Below are 21900 nucleotides of genomic sequence, written 5' to 3'. Positions count from 1 at the left end.
CAATGGCACATTTGCAGCTTCAGAAAGTCGGTAAATCCTACGGCGCGGTCGAGGTCATTCCCGGCATTGATTTTGAGATCAATTCCGGCGAGTTTCTGGTTCTGGTCGGGCCTTCCGGCAGCGGAAAATCGACACTGCTCAAGATGATTGCGGGGCTGGAGGAAACGACGTCCGGCAAGATCATGGTTGATGGCGAGGACATTACCCATCTCGACCCGTCGGCCCGCGACCTTGCGATGGTTTTCCAGTCCTATGCGCTCTATCCACATATGACGGTCAGGGACAACATGTCCTTTGCGCTCCGGATGCGTGGCGAGGATCCGGCCGAAATCGACCGGCGGGTCAAGGAAGCTGTCGTCATGCTCGATCTCGGCGGCCTTGAAAACCGCAAGCCGGGACAGCTCTCCGGCGGCCAGCGTCAGCGCGTCGCAATGGGGCGCTGCGTCGTGCGCAATCCGAAACTCTTCCTGTTCGACGAACCGCTTTCCAACCTCGATGCAAAGCTGCGCGCCCAGACCCGCATCGAGATCCGCCGCCTGCACGAAAGGCTCAACGCAACCTCGATCTTCGTCACCCACGACCAGGTGGAAGCGATGACGATGGCGGACCGCATCGCGCTCCTGAAGGACGGCAAGCTGCAGCAGATCGGCTCGCCGCAGGATCTCTATCTGAGGCCGAAAAATACCTTCGTGGCGACCTTTATCGGCACGCCGGAGATGAATCTCGTGGCGAGCCAGGTCGAGATGATCGACGGTGGACTCTGGCTCGGTGGCGCCAGTGGAATGTCGCTGCCGGTGTCGCCGGAGCGGCAGGCGAAGCTTGCTGACGGGATGGCCTCCCGCAGGCAGGTCAAGGTCGGTATCCGACCGGAGCATTTCGAGATCGTTGCGACCGGCACGAAGGGCGCGCTCGAGGTCAAGGTCAATGTCACGGAATGGTTGGGCCACGAGATATTCATCTTCGGCCAGTCGGCGCTCGGGCCGATCGGCGTGCGCGTGCCGGAAGGAATGGCGGCGGCGCCGGCGGCGAACGATGTCCTGAACATCCGCCCGGTCGCAGATCGCTGGCACGTTTTCGATACCGCAAGCGGCGACAGCCTTCTGGCCGAATGACAAATCAATTGGTCAGGTGCGAGGTGCTGAAATGGTGATATTGTTCGGCCAGACGTTCACGAAGCGCGAACTCGGACGAGTTTTTCCCGATCTCATGCAAGTGGCGGGCTTCAAGAGGATGACGGTCGAGGACGGGGCGGGCCGCGGCATGCGGCTCCTCCAGATCGACAGCGGTGGCGGATTGCGGATCGATCTCCTGCCGGACCGGTGCTGCGATATCGGCCAGGTCTGGTGCGACAATATCCCGTTCGGCTGGATCAGCCCGATGGGGACGCCCCTCCCGTCCCTGATCGGCGAGAACAACGCTCTTTCCGGTCTGATGATGACCTGCGGCTTTGACCATATCCGCCAGCCGGACACCGATCAGGGGCGCAGTTTCCCTTTACACGGCAACATGATGAACCTGCCGTCGAAGATCACCACCACGGATACGGTCTGGGATGGTGACGAATGCCTCTTCCGGGTCAAGGCCGAGGTGACCCAGTTCAACCTGAACCACGGCACGATCCGGCTGCAGCGGCATGTCTATGTGCCGCTCGGAGGCCGCTCGCTGGTGGTTTCCGACCGCGTCACCGTGCTGTCCGGCAATCTGCCGATCATGGCGATGTATCACATCAACCTTGGTTTTCCGGCGATGACCCCGGCAAGCGTGCTGCATCTCAACGGCGAAGATATCTCAGTGGATTGCCTGGGCGAGAATAAGATCAAGACCCGCCCCTCCGGCGCGTCGGTATCGGAGGTCGAGCTAGCGGCTGGTGCCGGCGGCGGTTCGCGCTTCCGCCTGAAATATGACGGGCGGAAACTGCCTTTCCTGCAGACGCTTCGCAACTCGCACGATGGTGTAAATGTGTTCTGCATCGAGCCGGCGACGCATGATCGCCTACCGCGAAAGGAATTGCGCGAGGCAGGCGCTCTGGGGCCGACGGAGCGCGGCGGCACGCATATGTTCCATCTCGAGATGCTTTTCGACAGCGGCAGATAATGTCCGGCAGGGGCTCACCGATATGGGGAGCTTGGAAGAAACAATGAGCGGATGCTGTTCGGCGGTGAGCCGGAATATGGGAAATGAAGTATTGGGCGCTGCTGCGAGGATCACGACGCGCGGCAGGGCCGGCGTGGTTGTCGCGGTGAAGGGCGGCGAAAGCTTTGTTGGAACCTGTGAGCCGATCCTGACCGTCGATGGCGAAGGCCCGGAACGCAGGGTCACAGTCACCGATTTTTTCCTCGAAGCCGAAACCGTCACCGTCTCTCGCTTCGCCGAATTTGTGGCAGCCACCGGTTATGTCACCGAGGCGGAAAAGTTCGGCTGCGCCGCGGTGTTTGTCGGCCTGCTCGAGGATCAGAAGCTCATCGCCGAAAATGTCGCCCGCACGCCCTGGTGGGTACGTGTGGATGGCGCGGTCTGGAACATGCCGGAAGGACCGGGCAGTTCGATCGAAGACCGCATGGATCATCCGGTGACGCAGGTGTCTTGGAACGATGCGCTCGCCTTTGCCGCCTGGGTCGGCGGTCGCTTGCCGACGGAGGCGGAATGGGAGCATGCGGCGCGTGGCGGCAATCGCCGGCGGAAATATCCCTGGGGTAACGAGGAGCCGACGGACGACGAAGTGTTCTGCAACATCTGGCAGGGACGGTTTCCGCAGGTGAATACTCTGGCGGACGGTTATTTCGGCACGGCACCCTCGCGCAGTTTCACGCCGACAGGGGACGGTTTCTACAATCTGTCCGGCAATGTCTGGGAGTGGACGAGCGATCCGTTCCGGGTTCGCTCGCTATCGCGTCAGGCGAAGCTGCGCAACGAACAGTCGAAGAAGAGCGCCGACAAGGTGCTGAAGGGCGGCTCTTTCCTCTGCCACAAGAGTTATTGCTACCGCTACCGGATCGCCGCCCGTATGGGGCTTTCGCCGGACAGCGCGTCGAGCAATACCGGCTTCCGCATCGCCTACGATGCGCAGCCGTGCGAGGGCGACGCGATCTGACATGCTAGTTGGCCGGGAGGAAAAAGCTGCCATGCGTCCGAATATCCTGATGCTTTTTCCCGACCAGTGGCGCGGCGACTGGCTGGGCGCGATCAGTAACTTGCCGTTGCGCACGCCGAACATCGATGCGCTGATCGCAAGAGGCGTTTCCTTCGGCCGAGCTTGGACGCCCAGTCCCCTCTGTGCGCCGGCACGCTCCTGCTTTGCAACCGGCAAGGGCTACGGCCGGGCACCCGTCGCCAACAATCTGATGGACAACCCGCCCGACACCCCCACGTTTTATGCCCGCCTGCGTCACGGCGGATATCAGGTCGCCAATGCAGGCAAATCCGATTTGCTCAAGGGCGCTCATAGCTGGGGCATCGACGGCCGGCACGTGGTGAATGGCGTCGATCAGCTTGCCCAACTTGGCTTCAGTCACGGCTTCGACAGCGCCGGCAAGAAGGCGGCCGAAAAAGCCTATGCCGAAGGTTGTCCCGAACCCTATACCGAAATGCTGAAACACCGCGGCCTGATAGACCGCTTCATGGCCGATTATGCGCATCGTTCGGTCGGAAAGGAAAAAACGCCGATGGCGGACTGGATCGAAGGCCGCATCCAAAGGCCGCCCGATGCTTATGCCAACGTGGCGCCGGTCGACCTGCCGGGCGATGCCTATAACGACAATTTCGTCGGAGCGGCGGCGGACCGCATCATCCGTGACTTCGATCCGGCAAAACCCTGGTTCCTGATCGTCAATTTCCCCGGTCCGCACGAGCCGATGGACGTAACTGCAGACATGGCCACCCGCTGGAAGGACGTTAAGTTTCCGCTCCCGCATCTGAGAGACAATGCCGATGCCGCGCTGCAGCAGGACATCCGTCGGCGTTATGCCGCGATGCTCGAGAATGTTGACCGCTGGCTCGGCGTCTATATCGAGACGTTGCGGGAGATCAGGCAACTCGACGAAACGCTGATCGTCTTCGCCAGCGACCACGGCGAGATGCTTGGCGACCGAAATCTTTGGAAGAAACAGGTGCCGTACGAGGCCTCGGTGCGGGTGCCTCTGGTGCTCGCGGGACCCGGCGTAAAGCCGCAGGGACATGTGCCGGGTCTGCTTGCAAACCTTCTCGATCTCCCCGTCACATTCCTTTCCCATGCGGAACTTGCCGTCCCGGGCGACTATGAGGGTTGTGACCTGACCCGCATTCTGAAAGGCGAGAGACCGCCCGAAGGTCGGCTGTTGACCTCCGGCCTCGGCGGCTGGCGGGCAATCACCGATGGGCGCTACAAGCTGCTTGTCGGCTTCACGACCGAAATATTCCAGGAGAACCTGCAATTCGGCAGCTTGACGCCGGAGACGTTCGAGACCGGCTTGCTGTTCGACCTCGAAAAAGATCCGCTCGAAACCGAGAATCTTTGGGAAAGTGCCGCCGAAGTCCGCGATCGATTGCTTGCACAGTTACAGATCGAGGTCGACCGCTAGACATATGGGGGGCAGAAGCCCTCACCAAGGCAGAATCTGGCCATTGTAATTGTAGAATGTGCCGGTCTGATGCGGCCCTGCCTCGGCAATGATTTCCCGCATGCGGTTGACGCTTGCCGATGCGGCAAGCCCCGCATCGGCGGCGAACGGTACGTTGCCGGGATGGATGCCAAGCACGCAGATCTGCCGCGGCGCGAGATCGATCGCGAAGCTTTTCATCACCATGTTGAGGCCGGCCTTGCTGGACCGGTAAGCGTAGGAAATGCCGGTATTGTTGAGGCTGATCGAACCCATGCGGCTGGAGATGAACGCGATCACCTTTTGCTCGCTTCGCGCCACGTTTTCGATGAATGCCTTCGAGACGACGAAAGGGGCGATGAGATTGACTTCCAGCATCCGGCGCCAAAGGTGGAGGTCGGTGTCCGCCAGCGAAAGGTGCGGGCCGGGAATTCCGGCGTTGTTGATGAGGATATCGATCTCCCGGTCCTGAAGATCGGCGGCAAGCTGCAGCACGGCGCCTTCATCCGTTACATCAAGCCCGACGACATCGACATTCGGGCCCAGGCGATGTCTTGCCGAGAAACCAGCGGGGGAGAGACAGGTCGCGATGACATGGTCGCCTTTTGCCGCATATTGTAGCGCAAATTCTTCGCCAAGGCCGCGGTCGCAGCCGGTAATCAGTATGGTCGCCATGAGTCACTCGCAATATTGAATCTGGAAAATTGGTATCGTTTTCACTGCATGCGTCAAGGCAAAAATTGCATTGACCAGCTGCAAAACTGGCATTACGAAGACAAGAAATGAAAACGCTTCCAAAAAGGGCGAGCCGGTGAAAGGCCAGGTGAAACAGCTGCAGTCCGGTCGTCCGAAAATGGCTGATGTCGCCCGCATGGCGGGCGTATCCGTCACGACGGTTTCCCGCTTCTACAATGAGCCTGATGCCGTGTCGGAAAAGATTCGTGCGCGGATCGCAGAGGCGGCGCAGGCGCTTTCCTATGTGCCGAACGTCATGGCGGGCAGCCTGGCTGCAACGCGCAGCAAGATGGTGGCCGTTGTCGTGCCGACGCTCAACAATTCCGTCTTCGCGCTCATGCTGGAAGAGATGAGCAGCGTCCTGAACCGCCGTGGTTATCAAGTTATGCTGGCATCCAATGACTATTCCATCGAACGCGAGGAAGAGCTCGTCAAGTCGCTGCTTTCCTGGTCTCCGGCCGGTATCGTCCTGGTCGGGCGGCATCATTCGCGCGGCACGTTGAAAGTGCTGCTCGAGGACGGTCTGCCGGTCGTGGAAGTAGGCGAATATCTGGACGGCGCGATAGACAGCAATATTGGCTTCTCGCACCGGGATGTCGGGCGGCGGGTCGCCCGGCATTTTGCAAACCTCGGTGTCCGTCGCCTCGGGCTTGTGCTCGTGGCGCTGCCCGGCGACCGTCGGGCAGCTGATCGTGGCGCAGGTTTTCGCGATATCGCGCGGGAGGACGGGCTTCATCTGGAAGAATTCACCGTGCCCGAGCGGGCCTCGTCGAAGGTCGGTGCCACGGCGTTTGGCGAGCTGATGAGCCGGGCAGACGCGCCGCAGGCGATCTTCTTTTCAAACGACATGCTCTGTCTCGGCGCGCTGTTCGAGGCCGTCCGTCTCGGCATCCGCGTTCCGGACGATGTCAGGCTCTGCGGTTATGGCGACTTCGATTTCGCGACGACGACCTCGCCGTCGCTGAGTTCCGTCCGCCCCCCGGATCGCGAGATCGGCCGGCGGGCGGGAGAGCTGTTGCTCGAAAGATTCCGGGGCGAGGGCGCGCCGGTATCCATCGATCTCGGCTTCGAACATATCGTGCGGGCATCCGGCTGACCGGAGATCCGCGATCTTGCAAGCTCAATTCCCGGAGGAACAGGTGCCAAAGTCCCAGGAGCGTCCGAACATCATCTTCGTGATCACGGATCAGCAGCGTTTCGATACGATTGCCGCCGGCGGGTTCCCCTACATGAAGACGCCGACCCTCGACCGGATGGTCGGGGAAGGCACCTATTTCCGGCAGACCTATGTAACGTCGCCGTCCTGCGCGCCGTCGCGGGCGAGCCTTTTCACCGGTGTCTATCCGCACACCAACGGGGTTTTTCGCAATGACGAGCCCTGGGCCTTCAGCTGGGTCCAGCAACTGGCCGAATCCGGCTATCGTTGCGTCAATATCGGCAAGATGCACACTTCGCCCTTCGAGGACTCCTTCGGTTTCCACGAACGACACGTGGTGGAGAACAAGGATCGCGCCACGGCGCGCCTGCCGTTCTTTCTCGATCATTGGGACAAGGCGATCTGGACCCGAGGTTTCGAAAAGCCGAGCCGCGTAACCTATCGCCGGCGGGAGGATTATCGCTCCTCCCTCGGCGCCTTCGTCTGGGAACTGCCCGACGAACTGCATTCGGATAATTTCGTGCCGGAATTCGCCCAGATGTGGCTGGATTCCTATACGGGCAACGAACCGTTCTTCCTGCAGATCGGCATTCCTGGGCCGCATCCGCCTTACGATCCGACCCAGGAATATCTCGATCTCTACGCCGATGCCGACCTGCCGGAAGCAATCCTCAGCGACGAGGATCTAGCCTCTCAGCCGACAGCCTTGAAAAAATTGCGGGAGCAGCATCTCGCCGTAGACCATGACGCGGTCGTGCATCTCGCGAACCCGACCAAGGAGCAGTTACGGCGCCAGCGGCAGCACTATTTCGCGAATGTCTCGATGATCGACGCGCAGATGGCCAAACTCATCGAGGCGGTCGAGCGGCGCGGCGTACTCGATGACACGATCATCATCTTCACCTCCGACCACGGCGACAGTCTCAACGACCACGGCCACAGCCAGAAATGGTCGATGTATGAGCAGAGCGTCCGCGTGCCGGCGATCGTCTGGGCGCCCGGCCGCGTGGCGGAGGGCAGGGTGGTCGATGATCTGGTGTCACTCTTCGATTTCGCGCCGACCATTTTGGAGCTCGCCGGCCTGCCGGTTCCGGACTGGATGGAGGCACAGTCGCTCCTGCCTTACCTTGATGGCGAGGAATGCGAGCCGCGGAAATTCGTGTTCTCCGAACATGCGGGAGACCGGATCTTCAACGGCACGGAATTCATGACGATGATCCGCAGCCAGCGTTACAAGCTCGTCCACTTCGTCGACAGCGACGAGGGACAGCTGTTCGACATGGACAACGACCCGAAGGAAATCGACAATCTCTGGGATGATCCGGCGTATCAGGCGACCAGGCAGGAACTCATCACCGAAATCCTGAAATGGCGGATCAGAAGCTCGCTCAAGACGCAAGGGTGGACGTTGGCAAGCGTCAAGCTTGGCGCCAATTCCGGGCGCACACCGGAAAGCAATGCCCGTCAGGGCGGGGGGTAACTTTCAGAGGCGGGAAGGTGCGACACCCACGCCACACCTTCACGAGGGCAGGCGGCGCACAGGCAGGTTTTTTGCGGCCACTATGACAGGCGAACTCTCACTGATTTTGAGAGTCCCGCCGCCGGGTGCTTTCACGGATGATAAGCTCCCAATCGACAACTGTCGTCTTCGGTGCTCCATCGTTGATCCGTGCAAGGATCGCTTCCGCGGTCAGCTTGCCGATGCGCTCACGATCGGGACGGATCGTCGTGAGAGACGGGCTGACGCAGCTTGATGCCTCGTTGTCTCCGAACCCGATGACGCCGATTTCACCCGGTATCCGCCTGCCGCGCCTCTTGAGCGCCCGCAGGGCGCCAAATGCGACGACATCGCTGTTGCAGACAATGGCGTCGACCTCGGGACGCTGCTCCAGCAATTCGTGGGTCAGACGCTCTCCGAGATCCGGGCTGCCGTTTTGCTGGGCGGTGAACCTCACGATTTCCGGAAGCCCTGCCGCGACAACCGCGGCTTCAGCGCCGCGTAACCGCTTCTGGGCGCGTCTGTCGTTTTCGCGAAGGCTGCCGACAAACGCCAGGCGTGCATAGCCTTCAGCGATCAGATGGGCGGCCTGTGCCGCGCCGATGCTCGCGTGATCCATGCCGACCGCCGTATCGATTACCTCGCCCCCGACGTCCCACATCTCGATGATCGGGATGCCTGAGGCCTTCAGGAGTTCCACCACCTTCGGGGGATGATCGACGCCGATGATGGCGACCGCCGCCGGCCTCCAACTGAGTATCGAGCGGACCAGGCGTACCTCCTGGTCGGGATTGTATCTGGTATTGGCCAGCATCACCTGGAGATCCTGCTCCAGCAGGCCCGACTGCAGTGTGTCGACGATACTGGCAAATTCCGAATAATAGAGCGAGGTGACGACGACACCGACGATATCCGAGCGTGTCCCCGAGAGGCCCCCGGCAAGGCGGTTCGGCACGTAGTTCAGCTCTTCCATCGCCGCGTTGATGCGGCGGCGAAGCTCGACCCGCACCGTATTCGGAGCGCGCAGCGCCCGCGAGACCGTGTTGACCGAAACGCCCACCCGCTCCGCAATCGAGGCCAGGGTCGGGACGTTGCGCGTCTCTTTGTCAGCAATGCCCATATTCATTCCGGAGCCCAAAAAAACGTATGAGTGATCGTTGCGTTACCGTTAACTTTGTGCCATCGTTTTGATGGTGAGGCAAGCGGAAGAGGGACAAAACCAGTTTCTTTAGCCCGAAATGATTGGCGCCAGCCGAAAACCGGCGGCGTGGAGGAGCAGGACATATGGCTGAAAGGCCAAACATCATTCTGATCATGACGGATCAGCAGCGCTACGATTCGATCGCGGCGCTCGGATTCCCCTATGCGGTGACGCCCAATATCGATGCTCTCGTCGAGAAGGGCGTGGCGCTGACCAATTGCCATATCACGGCGCCGAGCTGCGTTCCGTCTCGTGCGAGCCTCTTCACCGGCTACTATCCGCATACGACGGGCGTACTGGCGAACGGTCAGAAATGGCAGCGGACCTGGGTCGAGCAGCTTCGGGATGCGGGTTATCGCTGCGTCAACGTCGGCAAGATGCACACCATCCCTTACAATTCGGATTCCGGTTTCCATGAACGTTATGTGGTGGAAAACAAGGACCGCTACATGGAAGGCCGCTGGTATTTCGATGAGTGGGACAAGGCGCTTGCCGCCAATGGCCTCGTCAAGCAGCAACGCGAACTCTACCGCAAGCTCGACGACTACCGCGACCGGCTCGGCTGCTTCGACTGGGAATTGCCCGAAGAGCTGCATGCCGACGCGTTCGTCGGAAACATGGCGAAGTGGTGGGTGGATACCTATCCGCCGACCGAACCGCTGTTCCTGCAGGTCGGCTTCCCAGGACCGCATCCGCCGTTCGATCCGCCAGCCCGTTATTCGGAGCCCTATCTGAAACGCAACGACCTGCCGCTGCCGAAACCGGCGAAGGAAGAGCTGGATTCGCTTCATCAGGAGCTGAAGGACAAGCGCAGGCATGACGTCGAGGTCGATCATGATTCCGTCGTCTGGAACCTCGATCCGACGCCAGACCAGATGCAGCGGCTTTGGGCGCACTACCTCGGCAATGTCACGCTGATCGACGAGAAGGTCGGCGAACTGCTCGAGGCGCTCAAGGCCCGCGGTTACCTGGAGGATGCGATCGTCATCTTCACGTCCGACCATGGCGAATGCCTCGGCGAACACGGCCTGATCCAGAAATGGTCGATGTACGACATCGTCACGCGCGTGCCCACGGTCATCTGGTCGACGGCAAACCGGTTCGAGGGCGGCCGCTCGATCGACGGGCTATGCCAGCTCTTCGACCTCGGTCCGACGATCCTTGAATATGCAGGCATCACGCCGCCGAAATCCTTCGAAGCGCAGAGCCTCAAGCCGGCGCTGGAAGGCAAGGACTGGACGCCGCGCGCCCATGTCTTCTGCGAGCAGATCGGTGATGTGGCGATGGCCGGCGGCGTGGAATTCATGACCGGCGTCAGAAGCGACCGATGGAAGCTCGTCCATTTCAAAGGCTCATCCGAGGGGCAGCTTTTCGATCTCGAAAGCGACCCGAAGGAGGTGAAGAACCTCTGGAGCGATCCGGCCTATGCCGAAAAGAAGCGGGAGCTTCTGGACGTGATGCGCGACTGGCTGATCGAGTCGAATTTCAAGACGCGCGACGTGATGGCCGGTGCCCGATGAGCCGTCGATATTCGCAAACCGGACAAGCTTTCGTGAGGGAGGCATGACCTTGTCAATTCCAACGACCGAGGAAAAGCTGGGGCCCACACAGCGGCCGTCCCTGCTGTCGCGTCCGATGGGCATGCTGGCGATCAATATCGCCGCTGTTGTCTTCGGCATCCTTCTTTGGGCGATCGTGACCGCGCAGGGCGTCGTCGGCCTGCCGACACCGCTCGCGGTTGCCAGGCAGGCGATCATTCAAGCGCAGAACGGGCTTCTCTGGTCCGATGCATTGGCGAGCCTCGGCCGCGTCTTCACCGGCTTTGCGCTCGGCATCGCCGTGGCGATCCCCACCGGTTTCCTGATGGGCTGGTACCGCACCGCCCGCGGCATTATCGAGCCCTATGTGCAGTTCTTCCGCACGATCCCGCCGCTCGCCATCATCCCGCTGGCGATTGTCACCATGGGCATCGACGAGACGCCGAAGATCTTCGTCATCTTCCTGGCGTCGTTTCTCTCGAGCGTCGTCGCGACCTATCAGGGGGTCGTCAACGTGGACAAGACGCTGATCAACGCCGCCCGTGTTCTCGGTGCCAACGACTTCACCATCTTCCGTCGGGTCATCGTGCCGGCATCGCTGCCCTATATCATGGTCGGCGTCCGCATCGGCCTCGGTTCGTCCTGGGCGACCGTGGTGGCGGCAGAACTCATCGCGGCGCAGTCCGGCCTCGGTTTCCGCATGCAGCAGGCGCAGCTCTATTACGACCTTCCGACAATCTTCGTCAGCCTCATCGCGATCGGCGTCCTCGGCCTCATCATGGACCGGATCGTCATGGCACTCGATAACGTGCTGACCGCCTGGCAGGAAAAGCTATGAGCATCAAGATTTCGTTCCAGAACGTCACGAAGACGTTCAACATTGCCGGTCAGACGTCCTTCAACGCGTTGCAGAGCCTCAATCTCGATATCGAAGACGGCGAATTCATCACCGTGGTAGGCCCGTCCGGCTGCGGCAAATCCACCGCCATGAACATCGCCGCCGGCTTGACGGCGCCGTCCTCGGGCCAGGTGCTCGTCGACAATGTGCCGGTGAAAGGGCCGGGACCCGAACGTGGCGTGATCTTCCAGCAATATGCGCTCTTCCCCTGGCTGACAGTTCGCGAGAATGTCGAGTTCGGCCTGCAGATTGCCGGGCACCCCAAGGCGGATCGTCGCAGGATCGCCGATCACTTCATCGGGCTTGTCGGCTTGAGCGACTTTGCGGACTCGCTGCCGAAGACGCTGTCGGGTGGCATGAAACAGCGTTGCGCGATCGCGCGTGCCTATGCCGTCAACCCGAAGATTTTGCTCATGGATGAGCCTTTCGGAGCACTGGATGCTTTGACCCGCGTCCAGCTTCAGGATCAGCTGCTGGCCACCTGGAGCAAGGAGCGGCGCACGGTGATCTTCATCACCCACGATGTCGACGAGGCGGTCTATCTGGCGAGCCGCGTCGTGGTCATGGCCGCCCGTCCGGGCAGACTTCACAGGATCATCCCGGTCGATCTGCCCTATCCGCGCACCGAGGAGATGCGCCTTTCGCCGGAATTTTCGACGTTGCGCAACGAAGTCTGGCGATCGGTCTATCACCCGGCCGCGGCCTGAAACACTGCCATATCATCGGCTGTCACAAGGAGGAGATGAACATGCTGACGAGACGAAATATGATCAAGACGACAGCGGCGATCACTGCCGCGAATGCGTTTTCGATCGGCGGAGGGGCGCGTGCCCAATCCGCCGACATGACCATCGGCTATATTGCGGACTTCCCGAATGCCAGTGTGCTGGCGATCGCCGAGGACCAGAAGCTGTGGGAAGCCGAAGGCATCACGCCATCGGTGAAGGTTTTCACCAACGGTCCGATCCAGATCCAGGCGATGGGCGCTGGCAGCCTGAACTTCGGCACGATCGGTCCGGGAGCCCTGTGGCTGCCGGCGAGCGGCCGCGCCAAGGTGATCGGCGTCAACGACATTGGCTTCTCCGACCGTGTCATTGTGCAGTCCGGCATCAACTCGATCGCCGATCTCAAAGGCAAGAAGGTGGGCGTGCCCCAGGGGACGTCCGGCGACATGATCCTGCGCATGGCGCTGACCAAGGCCGGCATGACGATCGGCGACATCCAGGTGGTGCCGATGGACCCGGCGACGGTTGTCTCCGCCTTCACATCGAAGCAGATCGACGGCGCCGGCATCTGGTATCCGCTGATCGACACGATCAAGCCACGCGTGCCGGACATGAAGGAGCTGGCATCGAACCAGGATTTCTACCCGCAGACCTCGTTCATCAACACATTCGTCGCACGCAACGAGATCGTCCAAGAGAACCCGGACCTCGTGAAGACATTCCTGCGCGTCATGAAGAAGGCGATGGACTATCGCGCCGCCAACCTCGAGAGGTCCATCCAGATCACCACGGCCTTCCTCAACGCCCCGGCTGATGCCACCGAGAAGGTTGCTCGCAGCCGCAAGATGCTGACAGCCAAGGAACTGGACGACTTCACCAAGGACGGCACCGTCAACAAGTGGCTGTCGGACTTCAACAAGATGTTCCAGGAATTCGGCACGGTGAAAGATCCGCTGCCGCCAGAGCAATTCTACACGGCTGACCTGTTTACCGGCGCTTGAGCCTTTATCGCTCCTCGCCGAGTCTCTTCGACGGGGAGCGGATACCGTCCAGCGTCGTGAAATCTGTCGGTATGCTACGTTTTGCGCTTAAGCCCAGCAACTGGTGCCTTACAGCGAAAAATCCACAGCTTTCTCTCGCAGGGAGTATTTTCCGTAAATTGACGCTGTAGCCGCGTCAGTTGAAAATCCTCCGATCGATGGCCCCAGGCGGTTGAGCCTTGCTTCTCCGGCAGTTCTACGACATTCGGCTCATACGAGGGGACGCCGCGGACCGTTTATGACTTCATGAGCCGTCATGAATGGTCCGCGGTTCCAGATCCGTAATCGTATCTCATGAAGAATTTTGTTTGGCGGAGATATCGCGCTCAATTTCGGACCGCGGAGGCGTGAGAATTCATCTACACCCATCGTTACACGGCATTGCCGAATGTTACGGCGGATGACGGGCTCGCTCCGGGGGTTAGAGCGAGCCCACCCGTGGTACGGCCGTAGTACCGGGTACCCGCAAGGAATGGGGGCGCGGGCAATCAAAGAAGGCGCCGAATAGCATTCTCATTCAATTCGTCTATTAGAAGTATAGGCGTTGAACATTTCGTTATCCCTGACGGATTGTCTCGAAGCCGTTCGGTGAGGTCGCGCCCATAAGTGCAAGGCGGTAGTGGACTCCAGCGGCCGTATGGCGGGGAGCTTGGGCGCCGTCGGCCCTTCGTTCATTTCCTGTTAAGGGAACGCCAGGCCCGCACGTCGTCACCAGTGATCGATATGCGTCCGTCGAATGCAGCCTTTTCGGTTTCGATCTTTCGGGTTGCGATTTCGGCGAAGACATCGAGATATTGCGCAAGCTGGGTAGCATCACACCGGGGAGGGGACTGGATGCCTGTCAAGGCATCGCGTGAGATCTGGACGGGTTGGCAACTTTTGCCGTCGCTCATGATGATGAGCGCATCCCGTCCAACCATGCGATATCCAAGGGCGTTAATTGTCGGTTCCATCCTAAACTCCGTCAGGCGTTTTTGACCGAAGGACGTGAGCTAGGCATCCCTCATAAGCCGGATCGGGCTGGTGTCTGAGAGGGCAGGAAAATGCGAAGAGCGCTCTCGATCAGGCCTGAGAGCCTGGCCGTGAGCGCCCGCGACGCAGACACAGCGCACGCATCCGGAGGATGCGCAAAGGACGCGGAGCTCTTTCAGTTCATCTTTGCGATACTCTTTGAGGCGGAGAGAGAGCCGGATGGGGCAAGGCTTACGCGAACGACATCGCCGGCCTGTATGCGCGTATGCTCTCCCGCCGCCATTTCCCTATATTCGCCGCTGACTGGACGTACGACTGAGAATTTCGTCTCAATCATGTCTTCGAGACTGCTCACGCGCCTTGCCGTCGCGCCGATCTCGGCGATTGTCTGCAAACTGAAAGCGATTTTTTTCTGCAGCCGGATCATGTCGAGCTCGATGTCCCTCAATTCAGTGGCCGCATCATTATGGCGTTTGCTTTCAAGTTCCAGGATTCGTCGTTCGACTTCGTTCTTGTTCTGTTGCGCGCGAGCGAGGAAGGAACTTGATTCAAGCAACTGCTGGTTCATTGCCAGCAACTCCCGTTTGCGTTCCCTGAGAGCGGATTGGGAGGCGGCTCCCCGTGTTACGAGCTCTTCCGAGGCATTGACATCGAGCCCCAAGAGATCGAATTGCTCATTGCGCAGGGAGGCGCTCTTTTCGAGAGTATCGATTTCCTGGATAAAGTTCTGCCGCTGCCCTTCCAGGTTGGTCTTTTCGTCCTGCATGACCGACAGCCGGAGCTTGTAAAGGCTTCGCTCCGCATCGACGATCTTCTGAACGACGGCAGGATCCCTGGTCAATCCGATTTCGTTGGTCTTGTACTCGAATTCAGCATTGTTCAGCTCTGCCTCCAGTCGAACGCGCTTGACGTCCTGGGACAGCAACTGCAGCGACATGTCCTCGTATTCCTGTTGCGCAGAAATGAGTTGGACGCCGGACATGTCCGTTCGTGCCGTCGGCTCGCGCAATCCACCGCCGAGTGCAAACAGTTCCAGCACGGTCATGCCGGGGCGGTATTCGTACTTTCCGGGTTTCTGAACATCGCCGACAATGAAGATAGGCGCATATTCCTTCACGGCGACGGCAACCGACAGATTGGCCAAATGCTTTGCGAGATCCTGGCCGATCTGGGTGCCGATCTGGTCAACGGTCTTGTCAACGACCTCGATGTTGCCAAGGATAGGATAGCCGATGGTGCCTTCCACGCTGACCGGGAAAAGGCCAGTCAGGCCGTTATCCCCATAGACGGATATCATCAACACATCGCCAATGGCGACCTTGTAGGCCGAGATCTCCGAGGCCGATACTTGCATTGGCGACAAGAGCAGGATCAGGAGCAGGAGGGTATTCCTGAACCAGGATCGCCGTTGCGGATATGAGTGTCGGGCGGGACGCGTGAATCGCATGTTCTTCACCTCGTATTCGAGACAGCGATTGGGGGACGGGGATTGTATGCCGGCTTTTGCATGGCCTGGTTTTTTGCCTTGAAGCTCATGATCCAACGTGACCGGCGCCGCTGTTTCGCTCGATGGACACCGTTGAGAATGATTCCGATGATAGGCCTGCCCGCCACGCGAAGCTTGATGACTGCATTCTGGATGATTGCGCTGTCGGCAGCGTCTTTTCTGGCCACGAAGGCGACAGTGTCCGCGAGGGTTGCGATGCGCAGCAGATCAAGATCGTGCGACGCCGACGGTGCATCGATCAGCACGAATTCATAGCGTTGCCTCATGTCCGAGACGAGAGCGGCAAATCCCTTGTTGCCAAGCATGAAATCCGGTGGCGCGGCGTCCGCGTGCGCGACAATGACGTCCACGGAAGAGGAGCTATCGTGTTGGATGACATCATCGAAGGGAATCTCACGGGCAATTGCGCGTCCGAAGTTGGGCAAGGGCTGAATTCCGAACTCGCGGCTAAGCCCCGGATTGCGCAAATCCGCATCGATTACGACCAGCCTGACACCGCTCAGGGCCAGTGATCGGGCCAGGTTTGCGATGACGAACGACTTGCCTTCGTGATCAGTGGACGATGTAAACGCAATGACACGGGTTCTGTCGTCGGACAGCTGTATATACGCCTGAAGCTCCGCTACGGCGCTGTAGAAATCGGCAGCGCCGCTACTGAACTTGTCGAAGCTATTCCTGAGCATGTTGGAAGGAACGCGCGGTATGCGGCCGATTACGGCGAGGCCTGTCCTCTGCTGAAGGGAGGAAATGGATCCTATCGACCGATCCGTGAAGTTCAGGACGAACGCGGCAGCCAGGCCGGTGCTCGCTCCCAGTAGAAGCCCCGCCAAGCCCCAAACCGCCGCGTCCGGGCTGGTGGGCCTGCGGCTCGGCATGGCACGCGAGATGATTCTCGCTTCGGCAGTAGCAATGCCGTCCTGTTCGATGGTTTGCTTGTAGCGTGTAAGATAGGTTTCGTAGATCGTGCGGTTTGCAGTGGCTTCCCGGTCGAGTTGAGCGGATTGGACGAAAGCCATGTTGGCTGCGGATATGGCCTCTTGCACTTCGTTGATCTTGGCCTCAACTTCATCCTGTTGTTTTTCATTCACCTCGATCTCGTTGCGCAGGCTGCCGATGATCTGGGCAATCTCCTGCTCGACCTGCTTCTTCAACGAGGCGAGCTGGGAGGAAAGCTGCGGCAGCTGGGCGTTCATGCGTGCACCGCTTTGGTCAATTTCCGCAATGGCCCTGACCACGCGGGCCTGCTCGGTACGCAGGACCTGAATCGTGGGTGATGAAAGAACCTCGGTCAAACCGATTCCGTCACCGCTCTTTTGCACTTCCAAAGCAGTTGCAAGACGGGCTTTCGCCCCGGCAAGCCTTGCCTGCAAGGATGTCAGTTCGACATTCAGCCCTGAAAGTCGCTGTGCCTGCAGTGTGACGCCGCCGGCGTCAATCAGCCCCGATTTCTCGCGGAACTCCGTTGCCACCCTCTCCGATTCTTCAAGCTTGGTGCGCAGGCTGCCAAGGCGTTCTCCCAGCCATTCGCTGACCCGACGTGTCGCGGTAGTCTGAAGGTCGATCTGGTAGTCGATGTAAGCTTCGCCAAAGGCATTGGCGACCATTGCCGCATAAGCCGGGTCGCTTGCATAGTAGGAAATGTAGATGGTGTAAGATCGTCCGTCGTTGATGACGCGCACGTTCTTCATCAGATCGTCGATCATCTTCCGAGTTTCGGCATCGTTGGGAAGAGAGTCCGGTTCGTTATATAAGCTGGCGTATTTGCCTTGCGGGCCGTTGACCGGAGTGGCCTTCTGGAGGCTCATGAGAACCCGTTCGGCCATCAATCTGGATCCTATGATGTCAAGCTCCGTGCGCAGGACCGGGCTTTCCTGCGGCAGAGGCGAAACGACGGATTCGGTTGGCAAAGCCTGGAGCTTGCGGACGTCGAGTGCAAGAATTGCCTCGGACTTGTATCGCGTAGGGCTGTGAAAATAGCCGAATGCGGCGATGGCGAAGCTGGCGAGCATGCAGAGGAAAATGACCTTCCGGCGTTCCCAGATGATCGAGAGGAAACGAGGGATGCCATCCTGCTCATTAGGAGGCGACGACGACTGGATCATTGCGATACCTGCTGTAAACCGTATTCCGATATGCCTCAAAACATGCGGCTAGTGTTCACACACCACCATATCGCCGATCTTGCAGGCCACCTCAGTTCGATTGGTTGCGCCAAGCTTCTTCATGATATTGCGGATATGCACTTTGATCGTGCTTTCACAAAGGTTGAGCTCCGAGGCGATATCCTTGTTCGCCTTGCCGCAGCGCAGCGCCTGTGCAATGGCGGATTGCCGATTTGTGAATTTCATGGCCGGCATAGTTCTGGGCGACGAAACGCCGAGAAGATCCCTTATATTGACGATACTGCTTGCCGGGATGAACTTGCCGCCGGCGATCGCGAGGCTTATCGCCTGAATGCACACATCTATGCTGACGGAGGTCGGTATATAGCCGCGAACACCGAGCCCGATTATGTCCAGAACCGTGTTGATATCCTGGTTGTCCGACAGGACCACGACCGCGGCCGGGGCCACCGCCTCCACGAGTTCGGCGATCTCTGCGACCAGCTGCTGGTTGCTGGCCGCGCAATTGCCGGCGTTGAAAAGTACCGCCGAGGGTATGCCGAGATCCGCTCTCGCTTCCTGCCATTCCTGAAGATCGGAAAATGTGAAGACCCGTCGATTGATATGATGGCAGTTGAGGCCATGGGCCAGGCATTCGCGCTCCAGCGTTCGCCGGTCTATGAGTGTTATGTATCCGCTTTCCGTCCGGCACCGAAGGTCGAGCTGCGGGCTCTCGATGTCGTCTTGTCGTAGTTTTCCTCGCAGCTCATCGTATTTGTCGAGCCGAGCAGAATTATAAATCCCATCGTTCTCTACCATCGCTACGTACTCCCCCTTGTTGTGACATCAGATATTTCAGACGAACATGTGCTCTCTTCTTTCTTGACCGATCGAAGGACCCCCCCTCCGATCAGCCTTTTCATTGAACTCAGACCAGGACAAACTTCCTGACGGTAAATGCCTCTGCAAAACGGGCCGGCGCACGACATTCCATGCCTCTCAGGCGGGCCAGGCCTTTGAACGTATCCGCATCGAACCAGTCTTTGGACCTTTGTGTGCCGAAATGCTCCAGGAGAAGCGCAACCTTCATGTTCAAGGCATCCTCAGTCAGCGGCACGTAGGTGTTGCGACTGCAGAAATCCCCATCCCACTTCGGAATCTCGTATTCCATTACGAGATGATCTCGAAACACGTTGGTCGTTAACTCGTTGATCTCCCGATGATCCTGATGGGCATCCTCACGGCTGTGCGTGAAGATCACATCCGGATCGATCTTCTCACGCAGAGCCAGGAGCCAGGACTTGATCTCGTTGCTTTGGCTCGGGAAGAAGCTGTCCCGAAACGATCCGAGTTCGATGGAATAGGACGCCGCTTTTCTCAGAAACGCTTCAGCAGAGTTCCGCGCTTCGGCCGCGCGTTCCTTCCCACCGCTCAACACGCACCAGTGCACGTCGAGTTGCACGCCCTCCGAAAGCAGACTTAGGATCGTGCCGCCGGCGCCGATCTCAATATCGTCGGAGTGTGCTCCGACACAAAGCACGGACAACCGATCGCCGGGTGCGGCCAGACATATCCTTTTCATGGGATCTGTACCGCCGCCTGGGGAGCCATTCTTGTCGTGGCATTGCGCCTTATCCAAGGCATATCACCACGCTCCACCATGGCTTCCAAAGTTTGCCAGTCGCGAAGCGTATCCATGGATCGCCAGAAGCCCTCATGCTTGTAGGCCATCAGTTTGTCTTCGGCGATGAGACGGGCGAACGGTTCCAGGACGAGTTCCTCACCGTCACGCATGTAGTCGAAGATCTCTCTCCGCATCAGAAAATAGCCGCCGTTGATCCACATGTCGGACGTCTCGGACGATCTGAACTCCTTGACCCGTCCGTTCTCCTCGATATCGGCAAGGTGGTAGGTGAGAGGAGGACGCACCGCGAGGAAACACGCAATCTTGTCGCTTTTTTCAAACCGCTCGATCATGTCATCGAGATCGACATCCGTCAGGCCATCGCTATAGTTCGCCAGGAATATCTTTTCGTTGTCGAGGTGATGGCGCACCGCCCACAGACGCTCGCCAATATTGCGCCAGATGCCCGTGTCGATCAGCGACACACGCCAATCTCTGGGCGGACCCTCGAGCATCTCGACCCGTCCGGAGCTCGATATGATGCAATCACTATAGCTTTCCGGCCTGCTGTTGAGAAAGAAGTCCTTGATGGTGCTCGCCTTGTAGCCAAGGCAGAGGATGAAGTCGTCATGCCCAAAGCTGGAGTAATATTCCATGACATGGCGCATGATGGGTTGGGAGCCGAGCGGGATGAGGGGCTTCGGGACGCTTTCCGAATATTCGCGGATGCGTGTGCCTCTGCCGCCGCAGAACAAGACGACCTTCATTGTCCGAGCTCCTTCGGATCGATGACGGAGACGTCCGGTATCGGGATCACGAACTTGCCGCCCCAATTGCCGATGTCCTTCATCTGACTGACGATTTCACTCTTGAGATTCCAAGGCAGGATGAGAATGTAATCCGGTTTGGCACGCTCGATCTCGCTGACGGGCTTGATCGGGATATGCATGCCGGGGGTGAAACGGCCGTGCTTGTAGGGGTTCCGATCCACCGCGAAATCGATGAAATCCGTGCCGATGCCGCAGTAGTTGAGCAGGGTGTTGCCTTTTCCGGGCGCGCCATAGGCGCAGATGGATTTGCGCATCTCCTTGAGACGTATGAGGAACGACAGGAGGTTTCGCTTTGTCTGCTGTATCGCGTCGTCGAATGCGGTGTAAGTTTCAATCTGGTTGAGCCTGGCTTCGCTCTCACGGTGTCGCAATGCGTCCACCCGGGGCTCACGCTGCCTTAGGCTGGAGGCATGGGTGAGATAGACTCGCAGGGACCCCCCATGGGTGGGCAGTTCCTCCACGTCAAACACCTTCAAATCATGCCGCTCAGCCATTTTTTCGATGGTCAGAAGCGAGAAGTAGGAGAAGTGCTCGTGATAGATCGTGTCGAACTGGTTTTCCTCGATCAGCCTCGCGATATGCGGGAATTCGAGCGTGATCACGCCCGATGGCTTGAGCAGGACCTTCATGCCGGCAACGAAATCGTTGAGGTTGGGCACCTGGGCAAGGACATTGTTGCCGATGATGAGATCGGCTTGTCGCCCTTCCGCTACCATCTGCTTTGCCAATGTCTTGCAGAAGAAATCGGTGATGGTCGGAACACCCTTTTGTACCGCGACCTTCGCAACGTTGATCGCTGGTTCGATGCCGAGGATGGGAATATCTTTCTTCAGGAAGTGCTGCAGCAGGTAGCCGTCGTTACTGGCAATCTCAACAACAAAGCTATTGTGATCCAATGCAAACCGCTCGATCGACTCTTCGCAATACTGCTTCGCGTGCGCAACCCAGCTATCCGAGTACGAAGAAAAATAAGCGTATTCTTCAAATATATCCCGCGGTTCGACATATTCCTGGAGCTGGACGAGGAAACATTCACTGCAAACGAAAGCGTGCAGCGGATAATATGGTTCCATGTTATTGATAGCACCTGCAGGCACAAAACTTTCGCAGGGCGGCGACATGCCGAGATCGGCGAATGTATGTTGGAGTGGTGAGCCGCATAGCCGGCACAGCCCCACATTTTGCGCAGTATCCATGCTGAAGGAAACTTCAGTCCCGCCATTCATATCGTCACCCCCGTTTACGTATATTAATTGAATGCCGTTTTTATTATTGGAAAGACTTTATTACGGAAGGACGGAAGAAGCGATATTGTATTCCGATGTAGGGTATCATCCAAAAGATGTATTAGACATCTGTCTTTTAGCGATCTTATCAAATGGTTGTAGTTTTTCAGTTTTGTGATCACATTTGGGGGGCGGTGGCTAATACAACTTATAGATCACTTTGCGGGATGAGCGGGGTGAAGGAAAGTCATTGGTCTGAGGGATGGGGATCACG

The 21900-nt window shown here is 58.8% G+C and carries 19 protein-coding genes; 10 read left to right on the top strand and 9 right to left on the bottom strand.

What is annotated here, in order from left to right:
• The first annotated feature begins 2 nt into the window (after positions 1 to 2).
• From ABK249_RS25680 to ABK249_RS25665, 4 genes are all read left to right on the top strand, one after another.
• Positions 3 to 1112, top strand: coding sequence for an ABC transporter ATP-binding protein (locus ABK249_RS25680; protein ID WP_037145543.1), 1110 nt, complete (start codon positions 3 to 5; stop codon positions 1110 to 1112).
• 31 nt (positions 1113 to 1143) lie between these two features.
• Entirely contained in the window at positions 1144 to 2094 is a 951-nt protein-coding gene (locus ABK249_RS25675; RefSeq protein ID WP_037145545.1) for a DUF4432 family protein, read from the top strand.
• Between the two features lie 76 nt (positions 2095 to 2170).
• Positions 2171 to 3091, top strand: a complete 921-nt coding sequence (locus tag ABK249_RS25670) for a formylglycine-generating enzyme family protein (RefSeq protein ID WP_244446811.1) — start codon at positions 2171 to 2173, stop codon at positions 3089 to 3091.
• A 31-nt stretch (positions 3092 to 3122) separates the two neighbouring features.
• The gene (locus ABK249_RS25665; RefSeq protein ID WP_348864420.1) at positions 3123 to 4556 is read left to right on the top strand and encodes a sulfatase family protein; all 1434 of its coding nucleotides are present in this window, start codon (positions 3123 to 3125) and stop codon (positions 4554 to 4556) included.
• Positions 4557 to 4577: 21 nt separating this feature from the next.
• Here ABK249_RS25665 and ABK249_RS25660 read toward each other — a convergent pair whose 3' ends face one another.
• Positions 4578 to 5249: an SDR family oxidoreductase gene (locus ABK249_RS25660; RefSeq protein WP_227705849.1), complete on the bottom strand. Its 672-nt coding sequence runs from the start codon at positions 5247 to 5249 to the stop codon at positions 4578 to 4580.
• A gap of 148 nt (positions 5250 to 5397) precedes the next feature.
• Between ABK249_RS25660 and ABK249_RS25655 the strand changes: the two genes are divergently transcribed.
• Together ABK249_RS25655 and ABK249_RS25650 are read left to right on the top strand one after the other, a co-directional pair.
• On the top strand, positions 5398 to 6405 hold the full coding sequence (locus ABK249_RS25655; protein ID WP_227705850.1) for a LacI family DNA-binding transcriptional regulator: 1008 nt from the start codon (positions 5398 to 5400) through the stop codon (positions 6403 to 6405).
• A gap of 43 nt (positions 6406 to 6448) precedes the next feature.
• Positions 6449 to 7945, top strand: a complete 1497-nt coding sequence (locus ABK249_RS25650; protein ID WP_348864419.1) for a sulfatase family protein — start codon at positions 6449 to 6451, stop codon at positions 7943 to 7945.
• Between the two features lie 97 nt (positions 7946 to 8042).
• On the opposite strand, the gene ABK249_RS25645 is transcribed toward ABK249_RS25650, so the two are convergent.
• Positions 8043 to 9083: a LacI family DNA-binding transcriptional regulator gene (locus ABK249_RS25645; protein ID WP_348864418.1), complete on the bottom strand. Its 1041-nt coding sequence runs from the start codon at positions 9081 to 9083 to the stop codon at positions 8043 to 8045.
• Positions 9084 to 9247: 164 nt separating this feature from the next.
• Between ABK249_RS25645 and ABK249_RS25640 the strand changes: the two genes are divergently transcribed.
• The 4 genes from ABK249_RS25640 (at position 9248) to ABK249_RS25625 (ending at position 13326) form a co-directional block, all read left to right on the top strand.
• On the top strand, positions 9248 to 10684 hold the full coding sequence (locus ABK249_RS25640) for a sulfatase family protein (protein WP_348864417.1): 1437 nt from the start codon (positions 9248 to 9250) through the stop codon (positions 10682 to 10684).
• 115 nt (positions 10685 to 10799) lie between these two features.
• Positions 10800 to 11540 carry an ABC transporter permease gene (locus ABK249_RS25635; RefSeq protein ID WP_348864434.1) on the top strand — a complete coding sequence of 247 codons (741 nt, stop codon included), beginning with the start codon at positions 10800 to 10802 and terminating at the stop codon, positions 11538 to 11540.
• Positions 11537 to 12307 (top strand): ABC transporter ATP-binding protein, encoded by a 771-nt coding sequence (locus tag ABK249_RS25630; protein WP_348864416.1) that lies wholly within the window; start codon positions 11537 to 11539, stop codon positions 12305 to 12307. Before ABK249_RS25635 ends, ABK249_RS25630 begins: the two co-directional genes overlap by 4 nt.
• Before the next feature lie 44 nt (positions 12308 to 12351).
• Positions 12352 to 13326, top strand: a complete 975-nt coding sequence (locus ABK249_RS25625) for an aliphatic sulfonate ABC transporter substrate-binding protein (RefSeq protein ID WP_415926485.1) — start codon at positions 12352 to 12354, stop codon at positions 13324 to 13326.
• A 710-nt stretch (positions 13327 to 14036) separates the two neighbouring features.
• Here the strand turns inward: ABK249_RS25625 and ABK249_RS25620 are convergent.
• The 7 genes from ABK249_RS25620 to ABK249_RS25590 all read right to left on the bottom strand — a co-directional run bounded on the left by ABK249_RS25620 (position 14037) and on the right by ABK249_RS25590 (position 21626).
• Complete coding sequence (locus tag ABK249_RS25620; protein ID WP_348864414.1) at positions 14037 to 14318, bottom strand: hypothetical protein; 282 nt, start codon at positions 14316 to 14318, stop codon at positions 14037 to 14039.
• Between the two features lie 194 nt (positions 14319 to 14512).
• Positions 14513 to 15784 carry a polysaccharide biosynthesis/export family protein gene (locus ABK249_RS25615; protein WP_348864412.1) on the bottom strand — a complete coding sequence of 424 codons (1272 nt, stop codon included), beginning with the start codon at positions 15782 to 15784 and terminating at the stop codon, positions 14513 to 14515.
• A 5-nt stretch (positions 15785 to 15789) separates the two neighbouring features.
• Entirely contained in the window at positions 15790 to 17985 is a 2196-nt protein-coding gene (locus tag ABK249_RS25610; RefSeq protein WP_348864411.1) for a GumC family protein, read from the bottom strand.
• Positions 17986 to 17994: 9 nt separating this feature from the next.
• The gene (locus tag ABK249_RS25605; RefSeq protein ID WP_227705859.1) at positions 17995 to 18765 is read right to left on the bottom strand and encodes a helix-turn-helix transcriptional regulator; all 771 of its coding nucleotides are present in this window, start codon (positions 18763 to 18765) and stop codon (positions 17995 to 17997) included.
• Between the two features lie 109 nt (positions 18766 to 18874).
• A complete protein-coding gene (locus tag ABK249_RS25600; RefSeq protein ID WP_037145561.1) occupies positions 18875 to 19528 on the bottom strand; it encodes a PIG-L deacetylase family protein in 654 nt (217 codons plus the stop codon).
• Positions 19525 to 20337 (bottom strand): glucose-1-phosphate cytidylyltransferase, encoded by an 813-nt coding sequence (locus tag ABK249_RS25595; RefSeq protein WP_037145562.1) that lies wholly within the window; start codon positions 20335 to 20337, stop codon positions 19525 to 19527. Before ABK249_RS25595 ends, ABK249_RS25600 begins: the two co-directional genes overlap by 4 nt.
• On the bottom strand, positions 20334 to 21626 hold the full coding sequence (locus tag ABK249_RS25590) for a class I SAM-dependent methyltransferase (RefSeq protein ID WP_348864409.1): 1293 nt from the start codon (positions 21624 to 21626) through the stop codon (positions 20334 to 20336). The genes ABK249_RS25595 and ABK249_RS25590 overlap by 4 nt, the downstream gene beginning before the upstream one ends.
• Positions 21627 to 21900 lie beyond the last annotated feature (274 nt).

Source organism: Neorhizobium phenanthreniclasticum, assembly GCF_040066075.1.
GTDB lineage: Bacteria > Pseudomonadota > Alphaproteobacteria > Rhizobiales > Rhizobiaceae > Neorhizobium > Neorhizobium petrolearium.
The sequence above is the reverse complement of the archived record's forward strand: the minus strand, read 5'-3'. Positions and strand labels throughout refer to the sequence as shown.

What these genes read in the sequence shown, in the direction of transcription:
- ABK249_RS25680 (WP_037145543.1), top strand. Translation starts at nt 3, where the DNA reads ATGGCACATTTGCAGCTTCAGAAAGTCGGTAAATCCTACGGCGCGGTC.
- ABK249_RS25675 (WP_037145545.1), top strand. Translation starts at nt 1,144, where the DNA reads ATGGTGATATTGTTCGGCCAGACGTTCACGAAGCGCGAACTCGGACGA.
- ABK249_RS25670 (WP_244446811.1), top strand. Translation starts at nt 2,171, where the DNA reads ATGGGAAATGAAGTATTGGGCGCTGCTGCGAGGATCACGACGCGCGGC.
- ABK249_RS25665 (WP_348864420.1), top strand. Translation starts at nt 3,123, where the DNA reads ATGCGTCCGAATATCCTGATGCTTTTTCCCGACCAGTGGCGCGGCGAC.
- ABK249_RS25660 (WP_227705849.1), bottom strand. Translation starts at nt 5,249, where the DNA reads ATGGCGACCATACTGATTACCGGCTGCGACCGCGGCCTTGGCGAAGAA.
- ABK249_RS25645 (WP_348864418.1), bottom strand. Translation starts at nt 9,083, where the DNA reads ATGGGCATTGCTGACAAAGAGACGCGCAACGTCCCGACCCTGGCCTCG.
- ABK249_RS25640 (WP_348864417.1), top strand. Translation starts at nt 9,248, where the DNA reads ATGGCTGAAAGGCCAAACATCATTCTGATCATGACGGATCAGCAGCGC.
- ABK249_RS25635 (WP_348864434.1), top strand. Translation starts at nt 10,800, where the DNA reads ATGGGCATGCTGGCGATCAATATCGCCGCTGTTGTCTTCGGCATCCTT.
- ABK249_RS25630 (WP_348864416.1), top strand. Translation starts at nt 11,537, where the DNA reads ATGAGCATCAAGATTTCGTTCCAGAACGTCACGAAGACGTTCAACATT.
- ABK249_RS25620 (WP_348864414.1), bottom strand. Translation starts at nt 14,318, where the DNA reads ATGGAACCGACAATTAACGCCCTTGGATATCGCATGGTTGGACGGGAT.
- ABK249_RS25615 (WP_348864412.1), bottom strand. Translation starts at nt 15,784, where the DNA reads ATGCGATTCACGCGTCCCGCCCGACACTCATATCCGCAACGGCGATCC.
- ABK249_RS25605 (WP_227705859.1), bottom strand. Translation starts at nt 18,765, where the DNA reads ATGGTAGAGAACGATGGGATTTATAATTCTGCTCGGCTCGACAAATAC.
- ABK249_RS25600 (WP_037145561.1), bottom strand. Translation starts at nt 19,528, where the DNA reads ATGAAAAGGATATGTCTGGCCGCACCCGGCGATCGGTTGTCCGTGCTT.
- ABK249_RS25595 (WP_037145562.1), bottom strand. Translation starts at nt 20,337, where the DNA reads ATGAAGGTCGTCTTGTTCTGCGGCGGCAGAGGCACACGCATCCGCGAA.
- ABK249_RS25590 (WP_348864409.1), bottom strand. Translation starts at nt 21,626, where the DNA reads ATGAATGGCGGGACTGAAGTTTCCTTCAGCATGGATACTGCGCAAAAT.